20 protein-coding genes and 1 pseudogene are annotated in these 19,569 nt (G+C 33.1%); 10 read left to right on the forward strand and 11 right to left on the reverse strand.

The features are described 5' to 3' along the window. Positions 1-289: 289 nt before the first annotated feature. Both ligD and BN1058_RS03250 read right to left on the reverse strand, forming a co-directional pair. Complete coding sequence (ligD, locus tag BN1058_RS03245; RefSeq protein ID WP_090852792.1) at positions 290-1,546, reverse strand: DNA ligase D; 1,257 nt, start codon at positions 1,544-1,546, stop codon at positions 290-292. A 15-nt stretch (positions 1,547-1,561) separates the two neighbouring features. Continuing rightward, positions 1,562-2,020: an ATP dependent DNA ligase gene (locus BN1058_RS03250; RefSeq protein WP_255306968.1), complete on the reverse strand. Its 459-nt coding sequence runs from the start codon at positions 2,018-2,020 to the stop codon at positions 1,562-1,564. A 176-nt stretch (positions 2,021-2,196) separates the two neighbouring features. Here BN1058_RS03250 and BN1058_RS03255 point away from each other — a divergent pair. Continuing rightward, positions 2,197-3,307, forward strand: a pseudogene (locus BN1058_RS03255) (IS3 family transposase). Here BN1058_RS03255 and BN1058_RS03260 read toward each other — a convergent pair. Beyond that, a complete protein-coding gene (locus tag BN1058_RS03260) occupies positions 3,272-3,730 on the reverse strand; it encodes an ATP-dependent DNA ligase (RefSeq protein WP_090852797.1) in 459 nt (152 codons plus the stop codon). The pseudogene BN1058_RS03255 and the gene BN1058_RS03260 overlap by 36 nt on opposite strands. Before the next feature lie 292 nt (positions 3,731-4,022). Between BN1058_RS03260 and BN1058_RS03265 the strand changes: the two genes are divergently transcribed. From BN1058_RS03265 to BN1058_RS14465, 3 genes are all read left to right on the forward strand, one after another. Beyond that, positions 4,023-4,238, forward strand: a complete 216-nt coding sequence (locus BN1058_RS03265; protein WP_090852800.1) for a hypothetical protein — start codon at positions 4,023-4,025, stop codon at positions 4,236-4,238. Beyond that, positions 4,214-4,423: a DUF6612 family protein gene (locus BN1058_RS03270; RefSeq protein ID WP_141652108.1), complete on the forward strand. Its 210-nt coding sequence runs from the start codon at positions 4,214-4,216 to the stop codon at positions 4,421-4,423. Before BN1058_RS03265 ends, BN1058_RS03270 begins: the two co-directional genes overlap by 25 nt. A gap of 259 nt (positions 4,424-4,682) precedes the next feature. Next, positions 4,683-4,811, forward strand: coding sequence for a hypothetical protein (locus BN1058_RS14465; RefSeq protein ID WP_255306969.1), 129 nt, complete (start codon positions 4,683-4,685; stop codon positions 4,809-4,811). Between the two features lie 502 nt (positions 4,812-5,313). Here BN1058_RS14465 and BN1058_RS03275 read toward each other — a convergent pair. Further along, positions 5,314-5,874, reverse strand: a complete 561-nt coding sequence (locus tag BN1058_RS03275; protein WP_090852806.1) for a C40 family peptidase — start codon at positions 5,872-5,874, stop codon at positions 5,314-5,316. Between the two features lie 519 nt (positions 5,875-6,393). Here BN1058_RS03275 and BN1058_RS03280 point away from each other — a divergent pair. The 5 genes from BN1058_RS03280 to BN1058_RS03305 all read left to right on the forward strand — a co-directional run bounded on the left by BN1058_RS03280 (position 6,394) and on the right by BN1058_RS03305 (position 10,543). Continuing rightward, positions 6,394-6,723 (forward strand): DUF3139 domain-containing protein, encoded by a 330-nt coding sequence (locus BN1058_RS03280; RefSeq protein ID WP_090852811.1) that lies wholly within the window; start codon positions 6,394-6,396, stop codon positions 6,721-6,723. 593 nt (positions 6,724-7,316) lie between these two features. Continuing rightward, on the forward strand, positions 7,317-8,882 hold the full coding sequence (istA, locus tag BN1058_RS03290) for an IS21 family transposase (protein ID WP_090852818.1): 1,566 nt from the start codon (positions 7,317-7,319) through the stop codon (positions 8,880-8,882). Beyond that, positions 8,869-9,618: an IS21-like element helper ATPase IstB gene (gene istB / locus BN1058_RS03295; RefSeq protein WP_090852821.1), complete on the forward strand. Its 750-nt coding sequence runs from the start codon at positions 8,869-8,871 to the stop codon at positions 9,616-9,618. The genes istA and istB overlap by 14 nt, the downstream gene beginning before the upstream one ends. Continuing rightward, positions 9,615-9,815, forward strand: coding sequence for a hypothetical protein (locus tag BN1058_RS03300; protein WP_090852822.1), 201 nt, complete (start codon positions 9,615-9,617; stop codon positions 9,813-9,815). The genes istB and BN1058_RS03300 overlap by 4 nt, the downstream gene beginning before the upstream one ends. A gap of 266 nt (positions 9,816-10,081) precedes the next feature. After that, complete coding sequence (locus BN1058_RS03305) at positions 10,082-10,543, forward strand: N-acetylmuramoyl-L-alanine amidase (protein ID WP_304362514.1); 462 nt, start codon at positions 10,082-10,084, stop codon at positions 10,541-10,543. Between the two features lie 377 nt (positions 10,544-10,920). Here the strand turns inward: BN1058_RS03305 and BN1058_RS03310 are convergent, their stop codons facing one another. The 7 genes from BN1058_RS03310 to BN1058_RS03345 form a co-directional block, all read right to left on the reverse strand. Further along, positions 10,921-11,589, reverse strand: a complete 669-nt coding sequence (locus BN1058_RS03310; protein WP_090852828.1) for a hypothetical protein — start codon at positions 11,587-11,589, stop codon at positions 10,921-10,923. Beyond that, the gene (locus BN1058_RS03315; protein ID WP_090852831.1) at positions 11,582-13,216 is read right to left on the reverse strand and encodes a tyrosine-type recombinase/integrase; all 1,635 of its coding nucleotides are present in this window, start codon (positions 13,214-13,216) and stop codon (positions 11,582-11,584) included. The genes BN1058_RS03310 and BN1058_RS03315 overlap by 8 nt, the downstream gene beginning before the upstream one ends. Positions 13,217-13,237: 21 nt before the next feature. Next, positions 13,238-15,259 (reverse strand): helix-turn-helix domain-containing protein, encoded by a 2,022-nt coding sequence (locus BN1058_RS03320; RefSeq protein ID WP_090852834.1) that lies wholly within the window; start codon positions 15,257-15,259, stop codon positions 13,238-13,240. Between the two features lie 62 nt (positions 15,260-15,321). Then, positions 15,322-16,509, reverse strand: coding sequence for a helix-turn-helix domain-containing protein (locus BN1058_RS03325; RefSeq protein ID WP_141652110.1), 1,188 nt, complete (start codon positions 16,507-16,509; stop codon positions 15,322-15,324). 8 nt (positions 16,510-16,517) lie between these two features. Beyond that, entirely contained in the window at positions 16,518-16,862 is a 345-nt protein-coding gene (locus BN1058_RS03330; protein WP_090852840.1) for a hypothetical protein, read from the reverse strand. Positions 16,863-16,879: 17 nt separating this feature from the next. Beyond that, positions 16,880-17,458 (reverse strand): hypothetical protein, encoded by a 579-nt coding sequence (locus BN1058_RS03335; RefSeq protein ID WP_090852843.1) that lies wholly within the window; start codon positions 17,456-17,458, stop codon positions 16,880-16,882. Between the two features lie 486 nt (positions 17,459-17,944). Next, entirely contained in the window at positions 17,945-18,559 is a 615-nt protein-coding gene (locus BN1058_RS03345; RefSeq protein ID WP_255307038.1) for an ATP-dependent DNA ligase, read from the reverse strand. Positions 18,560-18,706: 147 nt separating this feature from the next. Between BN1058_RS03345 and BN1058_RS03350 the strand changes: the two genes are divergently transcribed. Continuing rightward, entirely contained in the window at positions 18,707-19,564 is an 858-nt protein-coding gene (locus tag BN1058_RS03350) for a non-homologous end joining protein Ku (RefSeq protein ID WP_090852853.1), read from the forward strand. The last annotated feature ends 5 nt before the right edge of the window (positions 19,565-19,569 follow it).

The following is a 19,569-nucleotide window of genomic DNA, read 5'->3' on the forward strand; positions in this document are numbered from 1 at the left end:
CATTTTCCAACAACAAACACACTCTTTTTTCTATAAATCGCTAATGAAAAGTATCCATTTTTTATATTATATTCTGTAATAAATCCGGTAATTGTACGCCAATTTTTTATTTTAAACCAATCATGGTGGTTTTTCCCTGCTTGATAGGTACTATTTGCCTGTTTTGCCAGTATCTACATAAAATAAATGTACATTAACATAGATAAATTATCCAAAAAGCTTTAAATTTACGGTATTTTACAGTTATAGTAAAGTGTACATAAATAAAATGTGTACAAAACTCTCTACCTTATGTACTTTTAATATTGATTTTTCCTTCTAAAGAACCAATAATATCAATTAAATTAGAGTTATCCTGTTCAAAAAAATCATTAAATGGGCATTCGTGAGTTGTAAGACGTTTAAGAACAAATGGTATATCATATTTTTCAACTTTTAAGTTTTTGTTAACTTCATCCCAATATAGTGGAGCAGCCACAGTCGGCCTATCTCGGCCTCTAGTCGAGTATGGGCATATTATTGTTTTTCCTTGTGCGTGTTGAACATAATCAATATAAAGTTTATTTCCCCTGTTTTTCTTTAGTCGTTCTATTGTAAAATCATGAGGGTGTCTTTCTACTAGATATCTTGCAATGAACTCCGTAAATATCCTAGTTTTATCATATGTTAATGATGAATCTTTAATAGGTATATGGATTTGAATACCTTTATTACCAGAAAGTTTCGGATAACTTGCTAGTTTAAATTTATTAAATATTTTTTTCATTTCCATGGCAGCTTTAACCGCTAAATGAAACTCATCTCTATTAGGTGGATCTAAGTCAAAAACGATTTCTAAGGGGTTTTCGCTATTGATTGTTTGAAAAGGAACATGATATTCAATTGCTAGTTGGTTTCCTAACCACAGCAAAGTTGATAAGTCATTACAAATAATATAATTTATATCGTCTTTCTCTACTGTTCTAATAAAATTCGGAGCATAATCAGGACAGTTTTTTTGATAAAATGATCCACCGTAGATTCCATTTGGGTAACGTATTGTCGTTAAGGATCTATCCTCTAAGAATGGCAAAATAAAAGGCGAAACTTGAATTAAGTAAGAAATAAAGTTTTCTTTATTTATAGTCGGACTATCCCATATGATTTTATCCGGATGCGTAATTTGGACTTGAGTATTGTCTAATATTAATCTATCCCAAGTACATTCCTCCCAATTTAATTTCAAATGAAAAGAATGAAATGTTGGATCAATTAGTTGATTCTCTTCTATTGTTTTAAAGTGAATTTCTACACAGATTCCTGGTTCTGTTAGTTTGGTTTTGTTACTAGTTTTAGTATTATGTTTTTTAATAGCCTCAATTAGGGATTCTTTCTCGCTCTTATTAAGTCCTTTAGAAAAAGTACCCATTTGAACAATCGCGTTTTTTCTGATAACACCTACCAAAAAATGCTCACTTTGAGTTTCCATTCCTAAGATAAAGAACAAGCCTCTGTATTTTGTCTTGTTTTTAGGGAATAATTTGTTTAAGTTTTTATCCTTCTGCATACACATCCATCCTTTTTATTCACTCAGTCTGCAATTTTCCGGATCGTGGTCTACAAACGCTTGAATACTAGGTTGTCTTATTGAATGACCTTTAGGCCATTCAATATATTGCACTTTTACTGTTAAAAGAGGTTGAAGCCATTGTATTTTATTTACTCTTTCAGGTTGGTTTGCAAACGGTTTATGATTTGTCCTTAATGGTTCAATTAATTTAGTGAAATTTTGCCATTCAGCTCTTGTAAGCTTCCCTGTTCCAACATGCCCAATGTACAAGAACTGATTATTGTTATCATAAAGTCCAAGTAACATTGAATTTACAATTCCGCCCCGATAAGTAACTCCCCCAATTACCGCAATAAGATCCTTGTAATTTTTTATTTTTCTCCAATCTGAATTTTTACCTTTTATAATATATCGACTATTGAGGTTTTTACTTAAAATCCCTTCTAAGTCGTGTTTTTTTGCAACCTCCAATAAACTGTCGCCATCGCTATTAGAGGGTGCAATTTGTACATGTTCATTGGATTCTATACTATTTAAAAGTAAATCAAGTCTATCCTTTAGTGAATATGAATCGGTTACACTTGGTTGGACAAGTTAGTTAAGGTCAGTTAGACTTGGTTCAAATAAAAAGCCAAGGAGTTTTATAAATGACCAGAAGAACGAGACGAAGCTTTTCAAAAGAATTCAAAGAGCAGATGGTACAATTGCACGCATCTGGTAAACCCCGTACCGAAATTATTAAAGATTATGAATTGACGCCTTCTTCCTTTGATAAGTGGGTTCGTCAGTATCATGATAGTGGGTCGTTTCAGGAAAAAGACAATCGGACACCGGAACAAGAAGAGTTAATCAAACTTCGAAAAGAAAATCAAAAACTGGCCATGGAAAATGATATTTTAAAGCAGGCCGCGCTGATCATGGGACGAAAGTAGATGTGATTCGAAATAACAGTCACAAATACTCGGTATCAGCAATGTGCTCTCGTCTGAAATTGCCCGAAGCACCTACTACTATGAAGCAAAAATTCGTGATAACCAAGAAGAAGAATTAACAACTTTGATTATTGATATCTTTAAACAAAGTCGTAATAATTATGGTCAGAGAAAGATAAAAGTTGAGTTAAAAAAGCATGGTTGGATTGTCTCACGACGTCGAATTGGACGAATTATGAAGGCGCAAGGACTTGTCTCAAAATATACGGTCGCTCAATTTAAACCGTCCAAACCCTCATGTAATGAATCAGAAGTAGGGAATTCACTCAATCGAGCGTTTGACCAGGATCAAGAACTAAAAGTAATTGTAAGTGACTTAACGTATGTGAGAGTCGGACAAAAATGGCATTACATCTGCGTTTTAGTAGATTTATATAATCGTGAAATTATTGGTCACAGTGCAGGACCTCATAAAAGTGCTGCTTTAGTTCAACGTGCCTTTGCATCCGTTCCATACAATCTTCATCACCTTGAATTATTCCACACGGATAGAGGTAGTGAGTTTAAAAACCAACTGATTGACCAAGCGTTAGAAACGTTTGGTATTGAGCGTTCTTTGAGCGAGAAAGGAACGCCGTATGACAACGCCGTTGCAGAAGCTACATTCAAGGCTATCAAAACAGAGTTTGTCAAAGGGGCTTATTTTACTAACCAAGACGAACTTGACCTTGAACTGTTTGATTATGTTCATTGGTTTAATCATATTCGAATTCATGGATCCCTAGATTATTTAACACCTACTGAATACAAGTCGGTTAACCTTTAAAAATGTGTCCAATTTAGTGTTGACATACCAATATTCGTTAATCCATTCATCATTTAAAAAAATAATATCAAAAATCATATAGTAAATTGGAACTTCTTTAGCAATATCATTTACCCGATCCATACGACGTATTCCGTCACGTCTCATTACTTCATGAAAAGATGGTTTACCTTCACTATCAAGTGCGATTACTTCACCATCAAAGATAAACGACTTAGCAGAAGTAAGCGAACTAATATTTTTAAATTCTGGATAAGTATTTGTACGCTCGTTAAGTTTTCTATTGTAAAGTTTAATATCTTGTCCATTAAAGTAAGTTAGAATTCTAACCCCATCCCATTTTATTTGTGAAATCCATTCCGATCCCTGTGGTACTTCTTCTGAAGCAATAGGTTCAAAAGGGATAATAGGGTCTAAATTCATAATAAGAACTCCTTTTTTATGATTTTTAATTCCTTAAAAGACTGTCTAAAAAAGAATCAATATATAATATACCTATATTTATTTTGCCATTTCAATGAACATAAATACGAGTTATTTAGCTTTTTCAAGATTTTTATAACTTAATTTGGTTCTCCATTACTTCGTTTAAAGCAATAAAACTAACCAGATATTTTATGAATTTCTTCTGTATTTAAGGTAATCCTAATTACAGAAGAAATTTATTTTATATACTTTCAGAACCAATCAATCGGAAACTAGAAAGGAGCAAAAAATGAGAAGAATACCCGTATTACTCTTTACGTTTATACTTGTTTTAACAGCTTGTGGAACACAAGAAACTTTAGATAAATCAGAAGTGCTAAATAATGCAAGCAAAGCAGTAGAGACGTTAGACAGTTATACCTTGGATATGGTGCTAAATATCGATGTAATGGGAATGGAAACTACTATGGATCAGGTCAAGTGGATGAATATAGTGAATTGGTAGATGAGCTAATTAAATCGTCGATGGGGGATTTCCCTTTTGATCCCATGATGGAAGAACAAATTCAGAATATTACAGTAAACCATTTAGATCTTGAAGTACGTTTCGATAAAGAAACATTTATTATGGTGTCACAAAATATTAGTGCCGATATTGAAATGGATGGAGAACCTATGAAACTCGATTGAGACTTTGAAATCTTCAATGAAAATGAAGTAGAACCTATTGTCATCCCTGATGAAGTGAAGGAAAATGCGGTCGAAGATTTTACAGGAGATTTATTCGGTTTACAAGATTTAATGACAATTGAAGAAATTCAGGAACAAGTTGAATTTACCATCCCGCAAGTAACCTGACTACCTGAGGGTTGTACTATAGTCGAAAGTTTATATGATGAGAGCATAGGAATGGTGATACCAAATTACGAGGGACACTGAAAATAGTTTTATGTTAAACATCTATCCTTCCGAAGAAGACTATGGGGAAATGTCACCTGATGAAACAACAGAAACTGTTACCATTAATGAAAGTGAAGGTACGTTATCCGATATGGATGATTTTATAATTCTTACTTAGGAACAAAATGGATTATTTGAAATAGTAGGTGGGGGGCCTGACATAAACAGAGATACTTTTATCGGAATAGCTGAAAGTATTCAGTAATTTGACTGTAATGCTTTGGCCCCCTTAATGGTGGCAATTTTCTACTTGGAAAGGAAAGAGTAAAAGTTGTTACTGCAAATAAAACAAAAATAGCCCCTCACCTACTGAAAAATCAGGGTGAGGGGGATATTCTTTGAAGCCTTACCTAGTTGGGGGGAACAGAGGTATCTCCGCCTGAACTCCTTATCGATTAGGACAAGATTGTGTCCAGCATTCTTATTTTTAATGCAACTATATGTTTGTAAATCAAGTATTAGACTCTCTTTTTCTTGCTTACTATATTTATTAAACTAAATGAAAAGATTTGTGTCTTATAGAAAGAACCTATAAGTAGTCATTCTTTACAACTTCTTCATTATAGAGTAATAAAAAATTCACGATAAGAACCAAATATGGTTATTTTTCTTTTTTTATATTACTTATAAAATACTCCAGCTTTGTACATTTTCGGAGCTTCTAAAATTTCACTAGGATATATCCAAGCTTGAGTGTAGTGTCCATAACCATTTTCGGTTATATCTGTCCAAGAACTATAATAGTATGCTTGCCAGACGTATTTCGAACAGTAATTGTTCTCGAAATCATTTAAATCTATATCAAAATCATAAGTTTGAATGTTATTAAAAATACTTTCGGCCGTCTGAGCTGCATCATTAGCACTTAAAGTTCTAGGTCTTAAAATAGTAAACTTATCCCCACTATTATATAAGTTGAAATAAGTCGATATAGAATCTTTTCTTTTTCCATCAGAATCAGGGTAAGAGTGATATATGTAATAGTCTGTGCCTACAATTGCGGTGTGACCAGCAAACCATGTAGACTTACTTTTAGGGGAATGAATGATATCACCTGGTTTAACATCTATATTTGTACCCGGATATTGTGGTGTTACTGGACCCATAGCGAAAACGTTACTTGAGAACACCGTAAAAAGCATTGCGAAGGAAATTGATAACACTGCAAATATTTTTTTCATTAAAACAACTCCTTTTTGAATTTGATGAACTTGTGATATTATTTTTACATAAGCTCTACGTATTTAGGTCAATATTTAATCATCTCTTTTTCCTAAACTTGAACAAGTCATTTTCTGATTAGTAAACTATATGTAATTTTCAAACAAATATTCATAAAAATATTATTAATATATTACTTATCTTAGTGAAAACTTTATGATGAGGAATCTTACAATCTCACCGAAAAGCGGTGAAGATCTTGGGTAAGTTGAAAAATGAAGGATTTATTTTTTGGTCAACTCATTTGTTGTTGTATTATGTGATACTACAACTTAGATAATATTTTCCGAAAATTTGACTAAAATCTAAAGAAACAAGGGAAGGAGTGTGTGTCCATAGAAAAAATTTCGAGTAATATAGTATAGTGAAGTCTGGATAAATCAAGCTATTAATATAATATATTAGTTGATTAGGCATATCATAATACAATTAAAAAGGTTTCATATGTTTATATAAATCTCTCTATCAAGGAGGAAGCAATGAAAAAAATAAGTATTATAGTGGTTATTATCTCATTTACAGTTGTCGCTATTCCGTTTGGAAGCTATTTATATGTTCAATATAAGCTAAATAATTTAGAGGATGACACATATGATTATCTATTAGAGAAGGGATATACAAAAAATGACATTGTAAGTGTTGAGAGCAAAATCAAAAAATTATCCTTATTTACGGCAGAGGTTATTTTTGCAGATGAAACTTATGTTATATATGATTATAAGAAAAATAGTAGTGGAAAAGTAATTCAAATAGGAGTTTCAGAAGATCCGTATGATGGTGATTATCAACAATTTAAACACCTTGAATAAAAATAGTAGTCATACCAAACAATGAGCATCCTCGCTATTTAGTGTTTAGTCTAATGTTTCATAAAACTGTCTATATTAGGTAAAAAAGCTATTAAAATGCCTAAGAGATGATTGAGTGATGATAGATTTTGCAGAGAAGTATAATGTATTCCAATCTGCACTTGAAATACATGAGCCATGGTACGTTTTCTATTATGAACTGGCTAAAGAAGAAAATATATACATTGAATATAGGTCAGGTGCCGAATTTTCAGTCCCAATTGTGGCAAGTCAGGATGTAAAGTTCATGAACTGGAGTTGTTGAAACTTGGAGATCTGAATATAGATCTGACTCTATAAAAAATTAAAAAGAGTTATTTGATCAGTAATTAGTTAGGGCGGTAACAATATGTCTAAGCTTTCCTAGACCCTGGTCATGGAGGCTCTATTCAGGTGCTACTGGTAATGTGATTACAGCCTTTTGATTGAACCAGTTGTGCCATCTTTTTGATCCACCTCTGCCATGGATTTGATCCACATAAGACATAGCTGATCCTCCCTCCTATATAATGAAGGAGCACATGAGTGCAAATTCATTTATAGGAGGTTTTTTTGTGATTAAGTATCGAGAAATCTTAAGGCTTCATTCACAGGAAGTCACGCAAAGGGGGATAGCTTCAAGTAGTGGTCATTCCAGGAATACGATTAGAGATGTACTTCAACGGGCAGAAGAGAAAGATATTCGTTGGCCATTGGAAAGCGACATCACAGATCTAGATTTACAAATGATCTTGTTTCCTGAGAAAAAGATATCGTCCGATCATCGTCGAAAACCGGACGGTGAGTATATTCATAAAGAATTAGCAAAATCAGGGATAACATTGTCTCTCCTATGGGATGAGTATTCCTTACAGTGCAGGGCGAATGATGAAATTCCATACAGCTATCGCCAATTTTGTAGGTTTTACAACGAGTATGCAAGAAAGACAAAAGCAACTATGCGCATTAAAAGAAAACCCGGAGAACAATTGGAAGTGGACTGGGCAGGACAAACCATGTATCTTACAAATAATTTAACAGGGGAAGATATTCCGGTTTATATTTTTGTTTCTGCATTGCCATGTAGTCAATATGCGTATGTGGAAGGATTCTTATCTATGAATGTTGAGAGTTGGATTACAGCACATATTCATGCCTTTGAATTTTATGGGGGAGTTGCAAGGGTTATCGTTCCAGATAATTTAAAGACTGGTGTGACAAGACCTTCACGTACTGATCCAATTATAAATCAAAGCTATCAAGAAATGGCCGAACATTATCAAACTACTATTATTCCGGCACGCGTTTCCAGCCCTAAGGATAAGGCCAGCGTAGAAGGAAATGTCGGTCATATATCAACGTGGATTATTGCTTCTCTTCGCAACGAGAAATTCTTTTCTCTATCAGAGTTAAATAAAGCAATAAAAGAAAAGCTAGATATCGTCAATACAAAACCTTTTCAGAAAAAGAGCGGAAATAGACAGGAAGCATATTTAAATGAAGAAAAGTTCGCATTGATGCCCCTGCCTAATTCACCATATGAGATTGCAAGTTGGGCAAAGACAGTTGTCCAACCTGACTATCATATAAAAGTTGATGGGAATTTTTATTCAGTTCCTTATGATTATATCAAATGCACAGTAGACGTACGAGTAACGAGAAATATAATTGAAGCCTTTTATAAGAATATACGGATTGCTTCTCATAAAAGGTCTACCAAGACAGGTGGAGATCTCATTACCCTTCCTGATCATATGCCTAGAGATCACAGGAAGTATGCAGAATTCGATAAGGAATTTATTCTAGAGTGGGGTGCGACTGCAGGGCCATCTACCTTATTAACAATTGAGAGAATCATAGAATCTTATCCAACAGAAAAACAGGGGCTAAAGTCCACATATGGATTGATGAAGCTTGCGGATAAATTCTCCATCGAACGCATAGAGAAGGCATGTGAAAGAGTATTGTCTTATACGCCAAGACCAAAGCTGAAAAGCATACAGACTGTCTTGAAAACAGGACATGATAAATTACCATTAGAAACAACAAAAACAGAATCTAGCACACGAAGTAACGAGAACGCTTATGGATTCACTCGTGGAGCTAATTATTATGGAGGAAACGATAATGACAACAGATAATACGCTAACGAAGTTAAATGAAATGAGAATGTCTGCGATGGCAGAAACATTTAGAGAGCAGTTAAGGAATACAGATTACCAAGAACTATCTTTTGAGGATCGTTTTGGATTACTGGTCGATATTGAATGGTCAAGAAGACAAAACAATAAGCTCGATCGCCTAATCAAATCAGCTGAATTACGTGACACACAGGCGTGTATCGAAGATATTCAATATCACACGGATAGAAAGCTAGATAAGGCACAAATTTTGCGGTTAGCAACTGGTAATTATATTGAAGAGCATCACAACATTATATTAATGGGTGCCTCAGGAAATTGCAAGACATACTTAGCTTGTGCATTCGGCATAGCTGCGTGTCGTCAATTTTATAAAGTGAAATATATTCGATTACCTGACCTCCTGGATGAATTGGCAATCGCAAGAGGAGAAGGAACATACAGAAAGATAATGAAAAAGTATAAGAATGTAAACTTACTCATCTTAGATGAGTGGCTATTAACTCCGTTAAAAGAGACGGAAGCAAGAGATCTTCTTGAGATCGTAGAAGCACGCCATCAGCATGGTTCCACCATATTTTGTTCTCAATTCGATCCTAGAGGATGGCATGATAAAATTGGCGAAGGTACGCTGGCAGACGCCATTCTAGACAGAATTGTACATAATTCCTATAACATACTGATTGACGGTACAGTCTCCATGAGAGAACGTAACGGATTGGCGGCAACAAAATGATTCCCAAGGAAGTAGAACTTCGTATAGCAAGGTATTTCTTTCACACGTATTTACCTGATGACGTAATGAGGGGTCTGGAAGCGAAGCTATTACCTCCATGTATTTGGATGGATGAAGAGGAATTAGACCATGATGAACTCGTTCGCTGGGCGCTTGAGATTATTGATAAACAACTAGAAGGAAAACGCTTTAAATAAGTTAAACAACCATTGAAATGTTTTAGGTTTCAATGGTTGTTTATAAATATACTCAAACGGAACGGATTGCATCAATAATAATCAATCAATAATACTTTTGGAGTCACTATCTTTATGGTAGTGGCTCACTTCTGTCATTAGTGGATCAATATCTTGTCCGGAGTGGGTCAAAAAGATGGCAGAGGTGGGGCTAACCTATGTCCTTCTTCATAATGGGCTAATAAAAAAATCACACCTTAGATATTGCGTTAATTATTCGGAATATCTTGGTTAATGAATATCAGGATATAGAAGTGAAAATGAGCAGGACAAGTGATGTTAGCAGAAGCTTAAAAGAGCGAACGGACGAAGCTAACGCTTGGGGTGCAGATTTTTATTTATCCTTTCATATTAATTCTTACAATCAATCCGCACATGGATATGAGGATTATATTTTTAATATTTTGCCTGATTCCTCTCGAACAGCGCAATATCGTGACATCATTCATGAAGAAGTTGTAAAAGTAATTAACCTTAAGAACCGTGGAAAGAAGAAGGCTAATTTTCATGTACTAAGAGAATCCCAGATGCCTGCCCTTTTAACTGAAAATGGATCTATTGATAATGATAAGAATGCAGCAAAACTGTCCGAACCCAAATGGCGTCAAGCAGTTGCTCGTGACCATGTGAATGGGCTGCAAAAAGCATTTAATTTGAAGAAAACGATCAAACCCAGATCCATCGGATAATTGTCGATGGTGTTCAAGTTGGAGCATACCAAAAAGAGCAAAATGTATGAATGTAGTAAATCGTTACCTAAATAAAGAAGCGAAAGAAATTGTGGTGGAAAAAGTATGAGCAGAAACCCTATCTAAGTTTCTAAAATTCTAAAAAGGTGATTCCACACAATTTTTCGACTTATGATTAGAAAAACATTAATCAGATAACAACGATTTCCTCTGATAATCGGAATACCCTGCTATTTAATAAAATTAACTCTATGTCACCCAATACCCATGAATGGTATTGGGTGTATTTAATAGGTTAAGTTATTCCACAAGTAATGTTTAAACGGATTGACTACTGTTCTTTAATAAATTGATCCATATATAATCAGACAACTTAGTTATTCATCATTAAATAAATTAGGAAACTCCTTAGAAAGTCCTTGGATTGATTTTTCTTTTGATTTCTTGTTAACATGAGAAAACATTTCTTTAAATTCATTATCGTTTAATGTGATATGTTGATTCGATTTACTATGGAATTCCAACAGGTTATCTTTAATCCCTTTTTCCTCTCGAAGATGTGAAAACCCGCTGGTAATAACTAGGTTTTTATATGAACTTTCGTAGTGTTCAGCACTTTTAGAAACTAACTTTAATTCTTCCTTTTGTCTCTCAACAAGGTCAGGTAGTTCTTCTAAAGAAGCCACCTTTTTCTTTAAGGTCGATAATTCTTGTAATAGTTTACGAAACATTTGTTCAAAGTGATAAAGTTCGTTAACAATCTTTTCTTTGTTATTTTTATGCCGTTCAAATAATTCTTCAATATTAGGAAGATAAACATCCTCTAAAGTTTCATTTGAAGGAAGAATTACAGGCTTATTTAATTCATCAATATAGTAACCAATTCTTCGTTTCCAAGTGTGTCTTCCAATTCCTGTTTCACTTTCAAGGAATTTATATGATAGCTTCTTTCCACGGTATTTATGTTTGATGGAGAGTGCCATTTCCTTTAATTTTTCATCACTAACCTCTCTTGGTCGACCTGATTTTCTTTTGTTATCACTCATCCTTATACCTCCTAATCCAAGCTTCAACTGTTGCTCTTTGATCCATAAACTTTGTTAGTTGGGATGAAACAGAATTAAGCTGTGATTGTCCAGTTTCCTGGTGTTTGAGATTTTGAAAATCATAATACATATTTTCACTTAATGAAAACATCATATCAGTTGTTTCCTTAATATTTCTTTTAATAGATTGTGAATAGTCTGTTAACCAATTAAGTCCTTGTTCTAAGTCATTTATTGCAGGCTTAAAAACATAATACGGTTGACATGCTCTGCATTCTCCACCGCAATTTTCGGGAAAATTCATGTTAGTACAGTAACCGAAATCCACCTTTCTACAATTTGTTAAATTTTTATCTTCATAAATGAGTCCCTTATCATAGAGATATCTAGTGGAGGTTGTCATTTTATTACCTATATTACTTTCAAGACTTTGTTCAAGCTTTTTCTGAGCAAGTAAATAAACCTGTGATTGAACATAATGGTCAACATGAGAATAATAGCTAAATTGTGTTTCCAGATCATCATGACCGGCCATTCTCGCAATCGAAAGCATGTTAAATCCTTGTAAAAACATATTCATCACAGCAAAATGTCTAGTATCTCCGCATGTAATTCGATCTAAAGATTCATCTTGAATAATTTCTTTATAGAAGTCATCGATGATTCGCTGCAAGTACTTATCAATCAATCTATTTTTTTCTCCTTTTCTTTGACGGGAGCTTCCTTTTGGATTTGGTAAAAACTTAACATATAGGTCATAAGGAATTAGATATTCAGTTTCAATTTCAAGGTCATCAATAATTTGTATGTATTTTAATATAGTTTCATAAATTTCTTTATTTATCTGAACTGTATCGGTAACATCAATTTTAAAAGGAGAGTCTGCTCTTTGCTTTTCTCTAGGAAGAGTAATCCAAAAGGTACCATCATCTTTACTTTCAATACAATTCTTCTTAAGCTTAAGGAATTCTACTACTCTCATTGGTAGAACATTTGTTAATTTCCACCAAATCATGAGTGGGTAAAACCGAATGTAATCATTTGAATTCAAAGAGTGGAAATATGTTTCTAAAGATTCATCAAAAGCAACAACATCTGGAAAGTAAGGAAGATCACGATTATTTTTAGGCGGTTTTTTAATTTGATTGCAAATCTTAATAATATTTGAACTCAATGGGTGTTCATAGAATGATAAAAACCTTCTTACATTACCCGCCATTTCATATCCAACAGTTGGGGCTTGCATCACTAAAAGATTTTCTAAGCTAGCTAAATCATTAAATCTATCTGTATTTAATATAACCTTTTTCAAGTCCACTAATATACTATGGCAGGAGTCTATCGCAGTACCCGTCATTCTTTTTAAAAGAATATATGCCTTTAAAGTATTATTTAAGTCCTGATACATCTCAATATCAAATTTAAAAATAATATCCCGATCTTTATTTTCGTTATATATAAGCCAAATTGGTTCACTAAAACTCTCTGCTTTAATTAAAGAATTTTCTTTTAAGAAAGAAAAATATTTTTTTAATTCTTCTTCCGTTATTTTAGTGTGTGTGACAGTCTTGACAGTCTTTAAGGTACTATTTTCCGAAAGTTTCCCTAAGTTTATTTTTACTTCCATGACATTCTACAACCTCTCAATTTAGACTAAAATGGGACTTATTTTCAATACTCGTTTACGAATATCCTTGAGGTCTATAAATTTTTCAATATACTTCTGTCCGTAAACGGAAATTGCTTTGTTTAATATTAATAAGTATTTTTTTAGAAAATGTGAATCTCTTTCAATAATTGTTTCATATTTAGTTGTCTCAATGGATTCAATTAATTGCTCTATTTCCTGATTTGCATGAATTATTGTATAAACTTGCGGAATAAAATATTCACATGAAAAGCAAGATTTAAGATGAGGTTTCTTACAATCAGGGTAGGTTAAACATTGACCGTGTTTATTACGGGATGGCATATCCCCTTTAAAAATAGATCCAATTAACTCCTTTATTTCCGAAGTGGTTAGTTCCTTTAATTTATTTAGGATAGGTTCTCGCCTTTTGTCTACATTTTTTAGAAATGTGGACCATTCTTCCAATTGTTTAGGACTAAATTCTTTTCTTAATTCCTTAATATAGTGTGTTCTAACATCAATTGGTAATTGCGTTTTTGTTTCCTCCAACATCAGTTTAATCAACGTATTGTAAATCCATCCAAAATGACCTCTATTAAACAAATTTAAGGAGACGTTACCAAGAGAACCATCAAAATTTGTTGATTTTACATAGACAGCCGTAGAACTTTCTTTTTCATGTGAGCGTGTAAGCTGTGTATAAGTTAAAGCTAGTTCAGGATCTGGCGAATCATCTACTATACTATTAAAAAGGTAAACCATCGTAGATCGATTCATAACTAAACTTTTAAAATCCTTTAAAGCCTTATTATATTTGAAGAATTCTAGATGTTTCCCGTTCGGTTTACGAGCTTTCAAATTCTTTGTCATCAGCGATTGAAGTAAATATTTATCATTAGCTTGACGTCGATGCAACTCACAAATTGCAAATGCGTTACCAGCAGGTAGAACAAAGTCCATTGGAACAAGAAAAGTAAGCAATGAATTTGTTTTTGAAGTAGAATGACCTCTAGTTTTTAAATAAACTTGGTTTATTATTAGTTGAGCTTGTTCTACAGAAAGTCTATTCTTTAAAAACCATTCAAGTTTGTTAATATTCAAAGTCTCTATTTCAATGTTTGGTAGATCGTTTACAATATCTATTGCTCTCCAACTATCCATTAAGTGCATTATCGTATAGAGCCACATATTAGCGTAATATTGACTTTTTAACGAATTTTCTATATGCCTTTCTACATTTTTAGTGTAGTCAATATATTCTAAATAGGTTTCAGGAGAATATACTTCTTTACCATCATCATCAGGGTTGGGTAAAGGTGAAATAACAAAAGTTTCCTTATCACCCATTCCAAGTACCCTAAAAGTATATTGGAAGAACCAGTTAACTAATTGACGATGACTAAGGGCATATGCTTCATTTGAAACTAATTCTTGAATCATATCATCAGTTAATAAAGAGACATCTTTGGGTAAATTCATAATAATATTTTCAAAACTCTTTTTAGCGCGGGAACATTCTGATTTTATGTAACTAATATGTTTATTCAATGATGAAATTCTAATTGAAATATATTCAACATAATAGTCTTTAGTTTTCACTAAATGTTTAGGCACTTCTATATTTTTAAAATACAAAAGCAAATCATTCAATAAATCAGCTTTATTAAGCCCAAAATCTATATTCGTTTTTTTCTTCTTTTTATTTCGTAGATGTTTGGGGTTAGGAAAGTCTTCTAACTTTTTAAAATCCTCTAAGTCATTTAAAGGGATATAATAAATCTTGCCTTCTTTAACAGCATTAGGGAAATAGCCCTCTTTTACGAATTTACTTACTTTACCCGGATGAGTAATACCTAAATAGCTTGCAGCATCTTTAGTCCTAAAGTATTGGTCTTTTCTTTCCAAGTATAGATTAACTGCTTCTATGCTAACCGCATTGACCTTAGCTCCGTTAGCAATACATTTTAGAGGGTTTCCTAACTTTCCATTATAGATAAGTCTACCAGCCGAATCATGAGTAATATTTAACTCTTGTGCCACTTCTTTGGTTGTTAAGTAACCTTCAGGGATTTGTATATGTTTCCTTGATTTTGTTGTAGTTTTTATTTTTCCTTTCTTTTCTTTTCTTTTTTTTCCTCTTTAGAAGAAAATTCTAAACTTATATCCTCTTCCTTTTGAGATAAAAGCTCTTCTCTTATTTCTTCTATTTCCGTTATATCAAGGTACCAAGTCTTTAACCACTTAATTCCTCTGGATATTTTTTTGTTATTTATCCAATTTCCAATTGTTGATCTACTTACGCCGAGGATATCTTTCGCTTCCTCGACCTTAATATAGTTCTGATTAAGATCATTAATGAATTTTTCGTATTCACGTACAGAACTTTCGGGAATCAGGAAGGTAGTGGTTGGACCAGAAGAAGGACCAATTTTTTTAACTCCCGTAAACCTACCTTGACGAATCCATCTACTAATTTCAATTGGCTCTTCTTTAAAATAATCAGCTAATGTTCTAGTATTGAAATACCCCTTCGGGATAGGGGTTTTTTCAATTTGATTATTGGGATGGGACCAATCATGTTGCTCAAGAAAGCGTTCTAAATTTTCTTTAGATAGTAGGAGGTCCTCGCTTTTTATAGACTTTTGTAAATATTCGTCCTTCATTAAGTCTAGAACTTTTTCTTTGGAAATCCCGAGCTGCTTTGACAAATGCCCTATACTTAACATTTGTTTTTCTTCAACCAATTTGTTTTTAAATGTGATAACATATGACTTAGAAAAGACTAGACTATCATGCCATTCAATAGTAGGAGCAGAAAAGTAGCCTTTTTTTCTCCATTGGTAAAATGTGTGTTCTGAGATATCCAAAAATTCAATAACTTCTTTAAGCATTAAATAATTATTTTTTATATTTTCAACTTGTTTCTCATATTTCAATACGGACTTCTCTGGAATCAGATAGTATCCTGGGGAACCTAAAGGAACGCCAGACTTTTTTACATCTTTAAAACGGTTTTGACGTATCCATAGATTAATCGTGTCCCTCTGAACGTCAAATTTATCAGCCAACATATCTGCTGTGTAATAACCGTCTGGTACACCATTTACTAAAAATGATAGCTCTTTTGAATTAGAAAATTTAAAATCATCTAGTTCTGATTTGTTAATTAAAATGGTTTTGTACTTGGTAGTTGGACATATCTTTAATCGTTTTATTTTTGCCCAATAATAAACTTTTTCTTCAGAAACACCAAGGTATTTGGCTGCTTCTTTTATTGTAAATCTATCCAAAATAACACCTACTTTTTCGAACCTGAAATATCTTCAATAAGACGAGGCATATAATAACCGTGCATATGGTTAATACGTTCTTCTAACTTTTTCCTGAATCGGGTTGTTCTTTTAAGATATATTAAAGAAGATAAAAGGGAGTTATCTCCTCGTGGAACAGCAATTTCGTAAGGATTTTCCGCGTATTCCGCTAACATATTGCTAAAGATTCCTCTTCCAATATGAGTAGACCACTTCGACATACTTAGATGATGGGCTAGCAACTTATCGTCTATATTACTACTATTTCTTAAACAATAAATAAAGTATTTTTTTACCTTTTCAAAATACTGACGATAACTTTTAGCAGACATTGCCTTTCCATCACGATTTACAAATAGAGCACCTGTACCATCAGTACATGTGAAAAGTACCTGATGATCTTCGAAACCAGTTTTGTAAAACAAATATTTGTTGTTTTCTGGTTTTTTTTTACATAATTAGCTCCATTAGTATCCTTTAAATCAGTCCTAAACATATTCTCTTTCAAGTTTATAACAATTGTTCCACCATCTAAGGTATGCCTAATGGAACTTCTTTTTACATTAACAACTTCACCAACTCTTAATCCACCAAAAATTTGTAAATATAAACCCAAGGCTATAGGCTTGGCAACTAAGCAGGTAATTTCAAATAATAGGGGTAAATGTTCAATTGGAAAAGTATGCTCGGTATCTTCATTGGAATGTTTTGGGAAAATAACATTCTTAAATAGGGAAACATGAATTTCTTTACCCTCTGTAGTTGTGTAACTCTCAAAGGCAGTGAAGGGGACATGAGGTAAACAATTTTTTTTTGAGAGGTAACGATAAAATAAAGTTAATGTTCTATCTTTATCCTTAACTGTATTTCTTGCCTTTTCAGCTCTGGTTAAGGAATTAAGGTAACTTTCGCCGTGAGAAATTTTCAAATCTTTTGCCGTGAGAAATTTTCAAATCTTTTATTGAGGTTATTTTCAATTGATGTCGATTATCGATGAGGTAATTTAGAAAAGTTGATAAATTTAGTGCATGCTTACGCTGGGTATTATAAGACGAAAATTTCCAATAAGTAAAAACGAATTCAGTCAATGGATGAACTATATCTTTGTGATCTGTTTTGTTATGTAAGCATAGAAATGCTATCTGCTTTTTTTCATATTTATCATTCTGCTTTTTGCTCCAGTCAATCCAAATGGTTTCTGTTTTAAATTTATAATTTGAACTATTCAGATAATGTAAATTAGAGTTCAATTATTTCATCTCCTTGAAAAAAGTACTTAGTATATTTAAATCATAAAAGAGACAATTTGTACAGGAAAAATTAAAATGAATATATAAGTTATGTAAAAATGCTATAAATTTGTTAGTTGGAATATTGTACAAATTCATTTCTTCGTTATTCTATCGAAATGTTGTCAAATTGAGGATAAACTAGACACATTTTGTACATTTAACAATATGTCCATTAATATGTAGATACTTGCAATAATACCTTCTCCTAAATTTTCAGAAACCAATCGATGTATATTATCTGGTTCTTTACTAGAGGTTACATATCCTAATCGCTCTTTCCATTGGATAGCTTCCGTAAACCCGAGAAGTTGTTTAAACACTTTATCTAATTGTTCTTTTCGTTCTTTGTAAGGCCTATTTCGAAGTGATCTACCTTGTTTTGTCAGTAAATCAAAGCATAGCAAATGTGCTGGTCGTTTCATCGCATGTTTTCTAATTGTTTCAGTTGTACGTAATCTACCTCTTGTTTGGAGTAGTGAAAAATTTGCTTGTATTTTTGTATTTAATATAACTAATTCACCATCAAAGACAATTGGAAGCTCGTTAATTATTAAATGTTCTTTCTTTTTACACCAATCAAAGATTTCTGGAAACTGTAAAGTCAAGTCCGTACCTCTTCGGCCTTTTATCTGAATGTCTTGTTCACTCCAAATTATTTCCGTTCGAAATCCATCATACTTTATCTCATAAAACCAATTTGGACCTAATGGAAGTTGATCGAGCATTTTTGGTTGCATTAAATTCAAGACACTTCACCTCAAGTATAGTCTGAACACTTCCGAATGATTTATTCGTATATCTTAGTGACTCGTAAAAAAATGAGAGCCATTTTTTTATAAAAAACCATTTGCTTCGGCACACTATAAGAAAAGGAGGATCCAGCTATGCACACGATGTGGAAAGGAACGATAAGCTTTGGTCTAGTAAATATACCAGTCAAACTGCATGCAGCGACTGAGAATAAAGATGTTCGATTGCGGCATCTACACAACGAATGTCAAACACCGATTAAACATGAAAAAATTTGTCCTGTGTGTAACCGAGAAGTGAAAAATGAGGAAATTGTCAAAGGTTATGAATATGCAACAAATAAGTTTGTCGTATTAACGGATGAAGAATTAAAAGAAATACAAGAAGTAAATACAGAAAAATCAGTAGAAATCATTGATTTTGTTAAGCTAGAAGAAATCGACCCGATCTATTTTGAAAAAAGTTATTATTTATCACCGAATGATGGTGGTTCGAAGGCATACACGTTGTTGCGGCAAGCATTATCAGAGACAGATAAGATTGGTGTAGCTAAATTGATGATTCGTTCTAAGGAGCAATTAGCAGCTATACGCGTTTATCAAAACACCCTAGTTGTTGAGACCATCCATTATCCAGACGAAGTAAGGAAAGTAACAGATGTGCCAAATATTCCAGAAGAAAGTAGTATTCCTAAAAAAGAACTAGATACAGCAAAAATGTTAATCGACCAGTTGACCATCACTTTTGATCCAGAAAAATATAAAGATAATTATCGCACCGTTTTATTGGAATTAATTGAAGAGAAGAAAAATCAAGGAGAGATTACATCTGTAAAAGAACCATCCAAGCAATTACCTGATAACGTAACCAATCTAATGGATGCATTGGAAGCATCGCTTGATCGAGCAAAAGGAACGAAACCCAAACAAAAGAAACGAAAAACATCTACGCCAAAGCAATCACAACCAAAACGCACCAAAAAGAATGCTTAACACTA

The organism is Paraliobacillus sp. PM-2, from assembly GCF_001368815.1.
Lineage (GTDB): Bacteria > Bacillota > Bacilli > Bacillales > Amphibacillaceae > Paraliobacillus.

Excerpts from the sequence above, each read along its gene's own strand:
- ligD (WP_090852792.1), bottom strand. The coding sequence starts at position 1,546 with ATGCAGAAGGATAAAAACTTAAACAAATTATTCCCTAAAAACAAGACA.
- BN1058_RS03260 (WP_090852797.1), bottom strand. The coding sequence starts at position 3,730 with ATGAATTTAGACCCTATTATCCCTTTTGAACCTATTGCTTCAGAAGAA.
- BN1058_RS03265 (WP_090852800.1), top strand. The coding sequence starts at position 4,023 with ATGAGAAGAATACCCGTATTACTCTTTACGTTTATACTTGTTTTAACA.
- BN1058_RS14465 (WP_255306969.1), top strand. The coding sequence starts at position 4,683 with ATGTTAAACATCTATCCTTCCGAAGAAGACTATGGGGAAATGTCACCT.
- BN1058_RS03275 (WP_090852806.1), bottom strand. The coding sequence starts at position 5,874 with ATGAAAAAAATATTTGCAGTGTTATCAATTTCCTTCGCAATGCTTTTT.
- BN1058_RS03280 (WP_090852811.1), top strand. The coding sequence starts at position 6,394 with ATGAAAAAAATAAGTATTATAGTGGTTATTATCTCATTTACAGTTGTC.
- istB (WP_090852821.1), top strand. The coding sequence starts at position 8,869 with ATGACAACAGATAATACGCTAACGAAGTTAAATGAAATGAGAATGTCT.
- BN1058_RS03300 (WP_090852822.1), top strand. The coding sequence starts at position 9,615 with ATGATTCCCAAGGAAGTAGAACTTCGTATAGCAAGGTATTTCTTTCAC.
- BN1058_RS03310 (WP_090852828.1), bottom strand. The coding sequence starts at position 11,589 with ATGAGTGATAACAAAAGAAAATCAGGTCGACCAAGAGAGGTTAGTGAT.
- BN1058_RS03315 (WP_090852831.1), bottom strand. The coding sequence starts at position 13,216 with ATGGAAGTAAAAATAAACTTAGGGAAACTTTCGGAAAATAGTACCTTA.
- BN1058_RS03330 (WP_090852840.1), bottom strand. The coding sequence starts at position 16,862 with ATGTCTGCTAAAAGTTATCGTCAGTATTTTGAAAAGGTAAAAAAATAC.
- BN1058_RS03345 (WP_255307038.1), bottom strand. The coding sequence starts at position 18,559 with ATGCAACCAAAAATGCTCGATCAACTTCCATTAGGTCCAAATTGGTTT.
- BN1058_RS03350 (WP_090852853.1), top strand. The coding sequence starts at position 18,707 with ATGCACACGATGTGGAAAGGAACGATAAGCTTTGGTCTAGTAAATATA.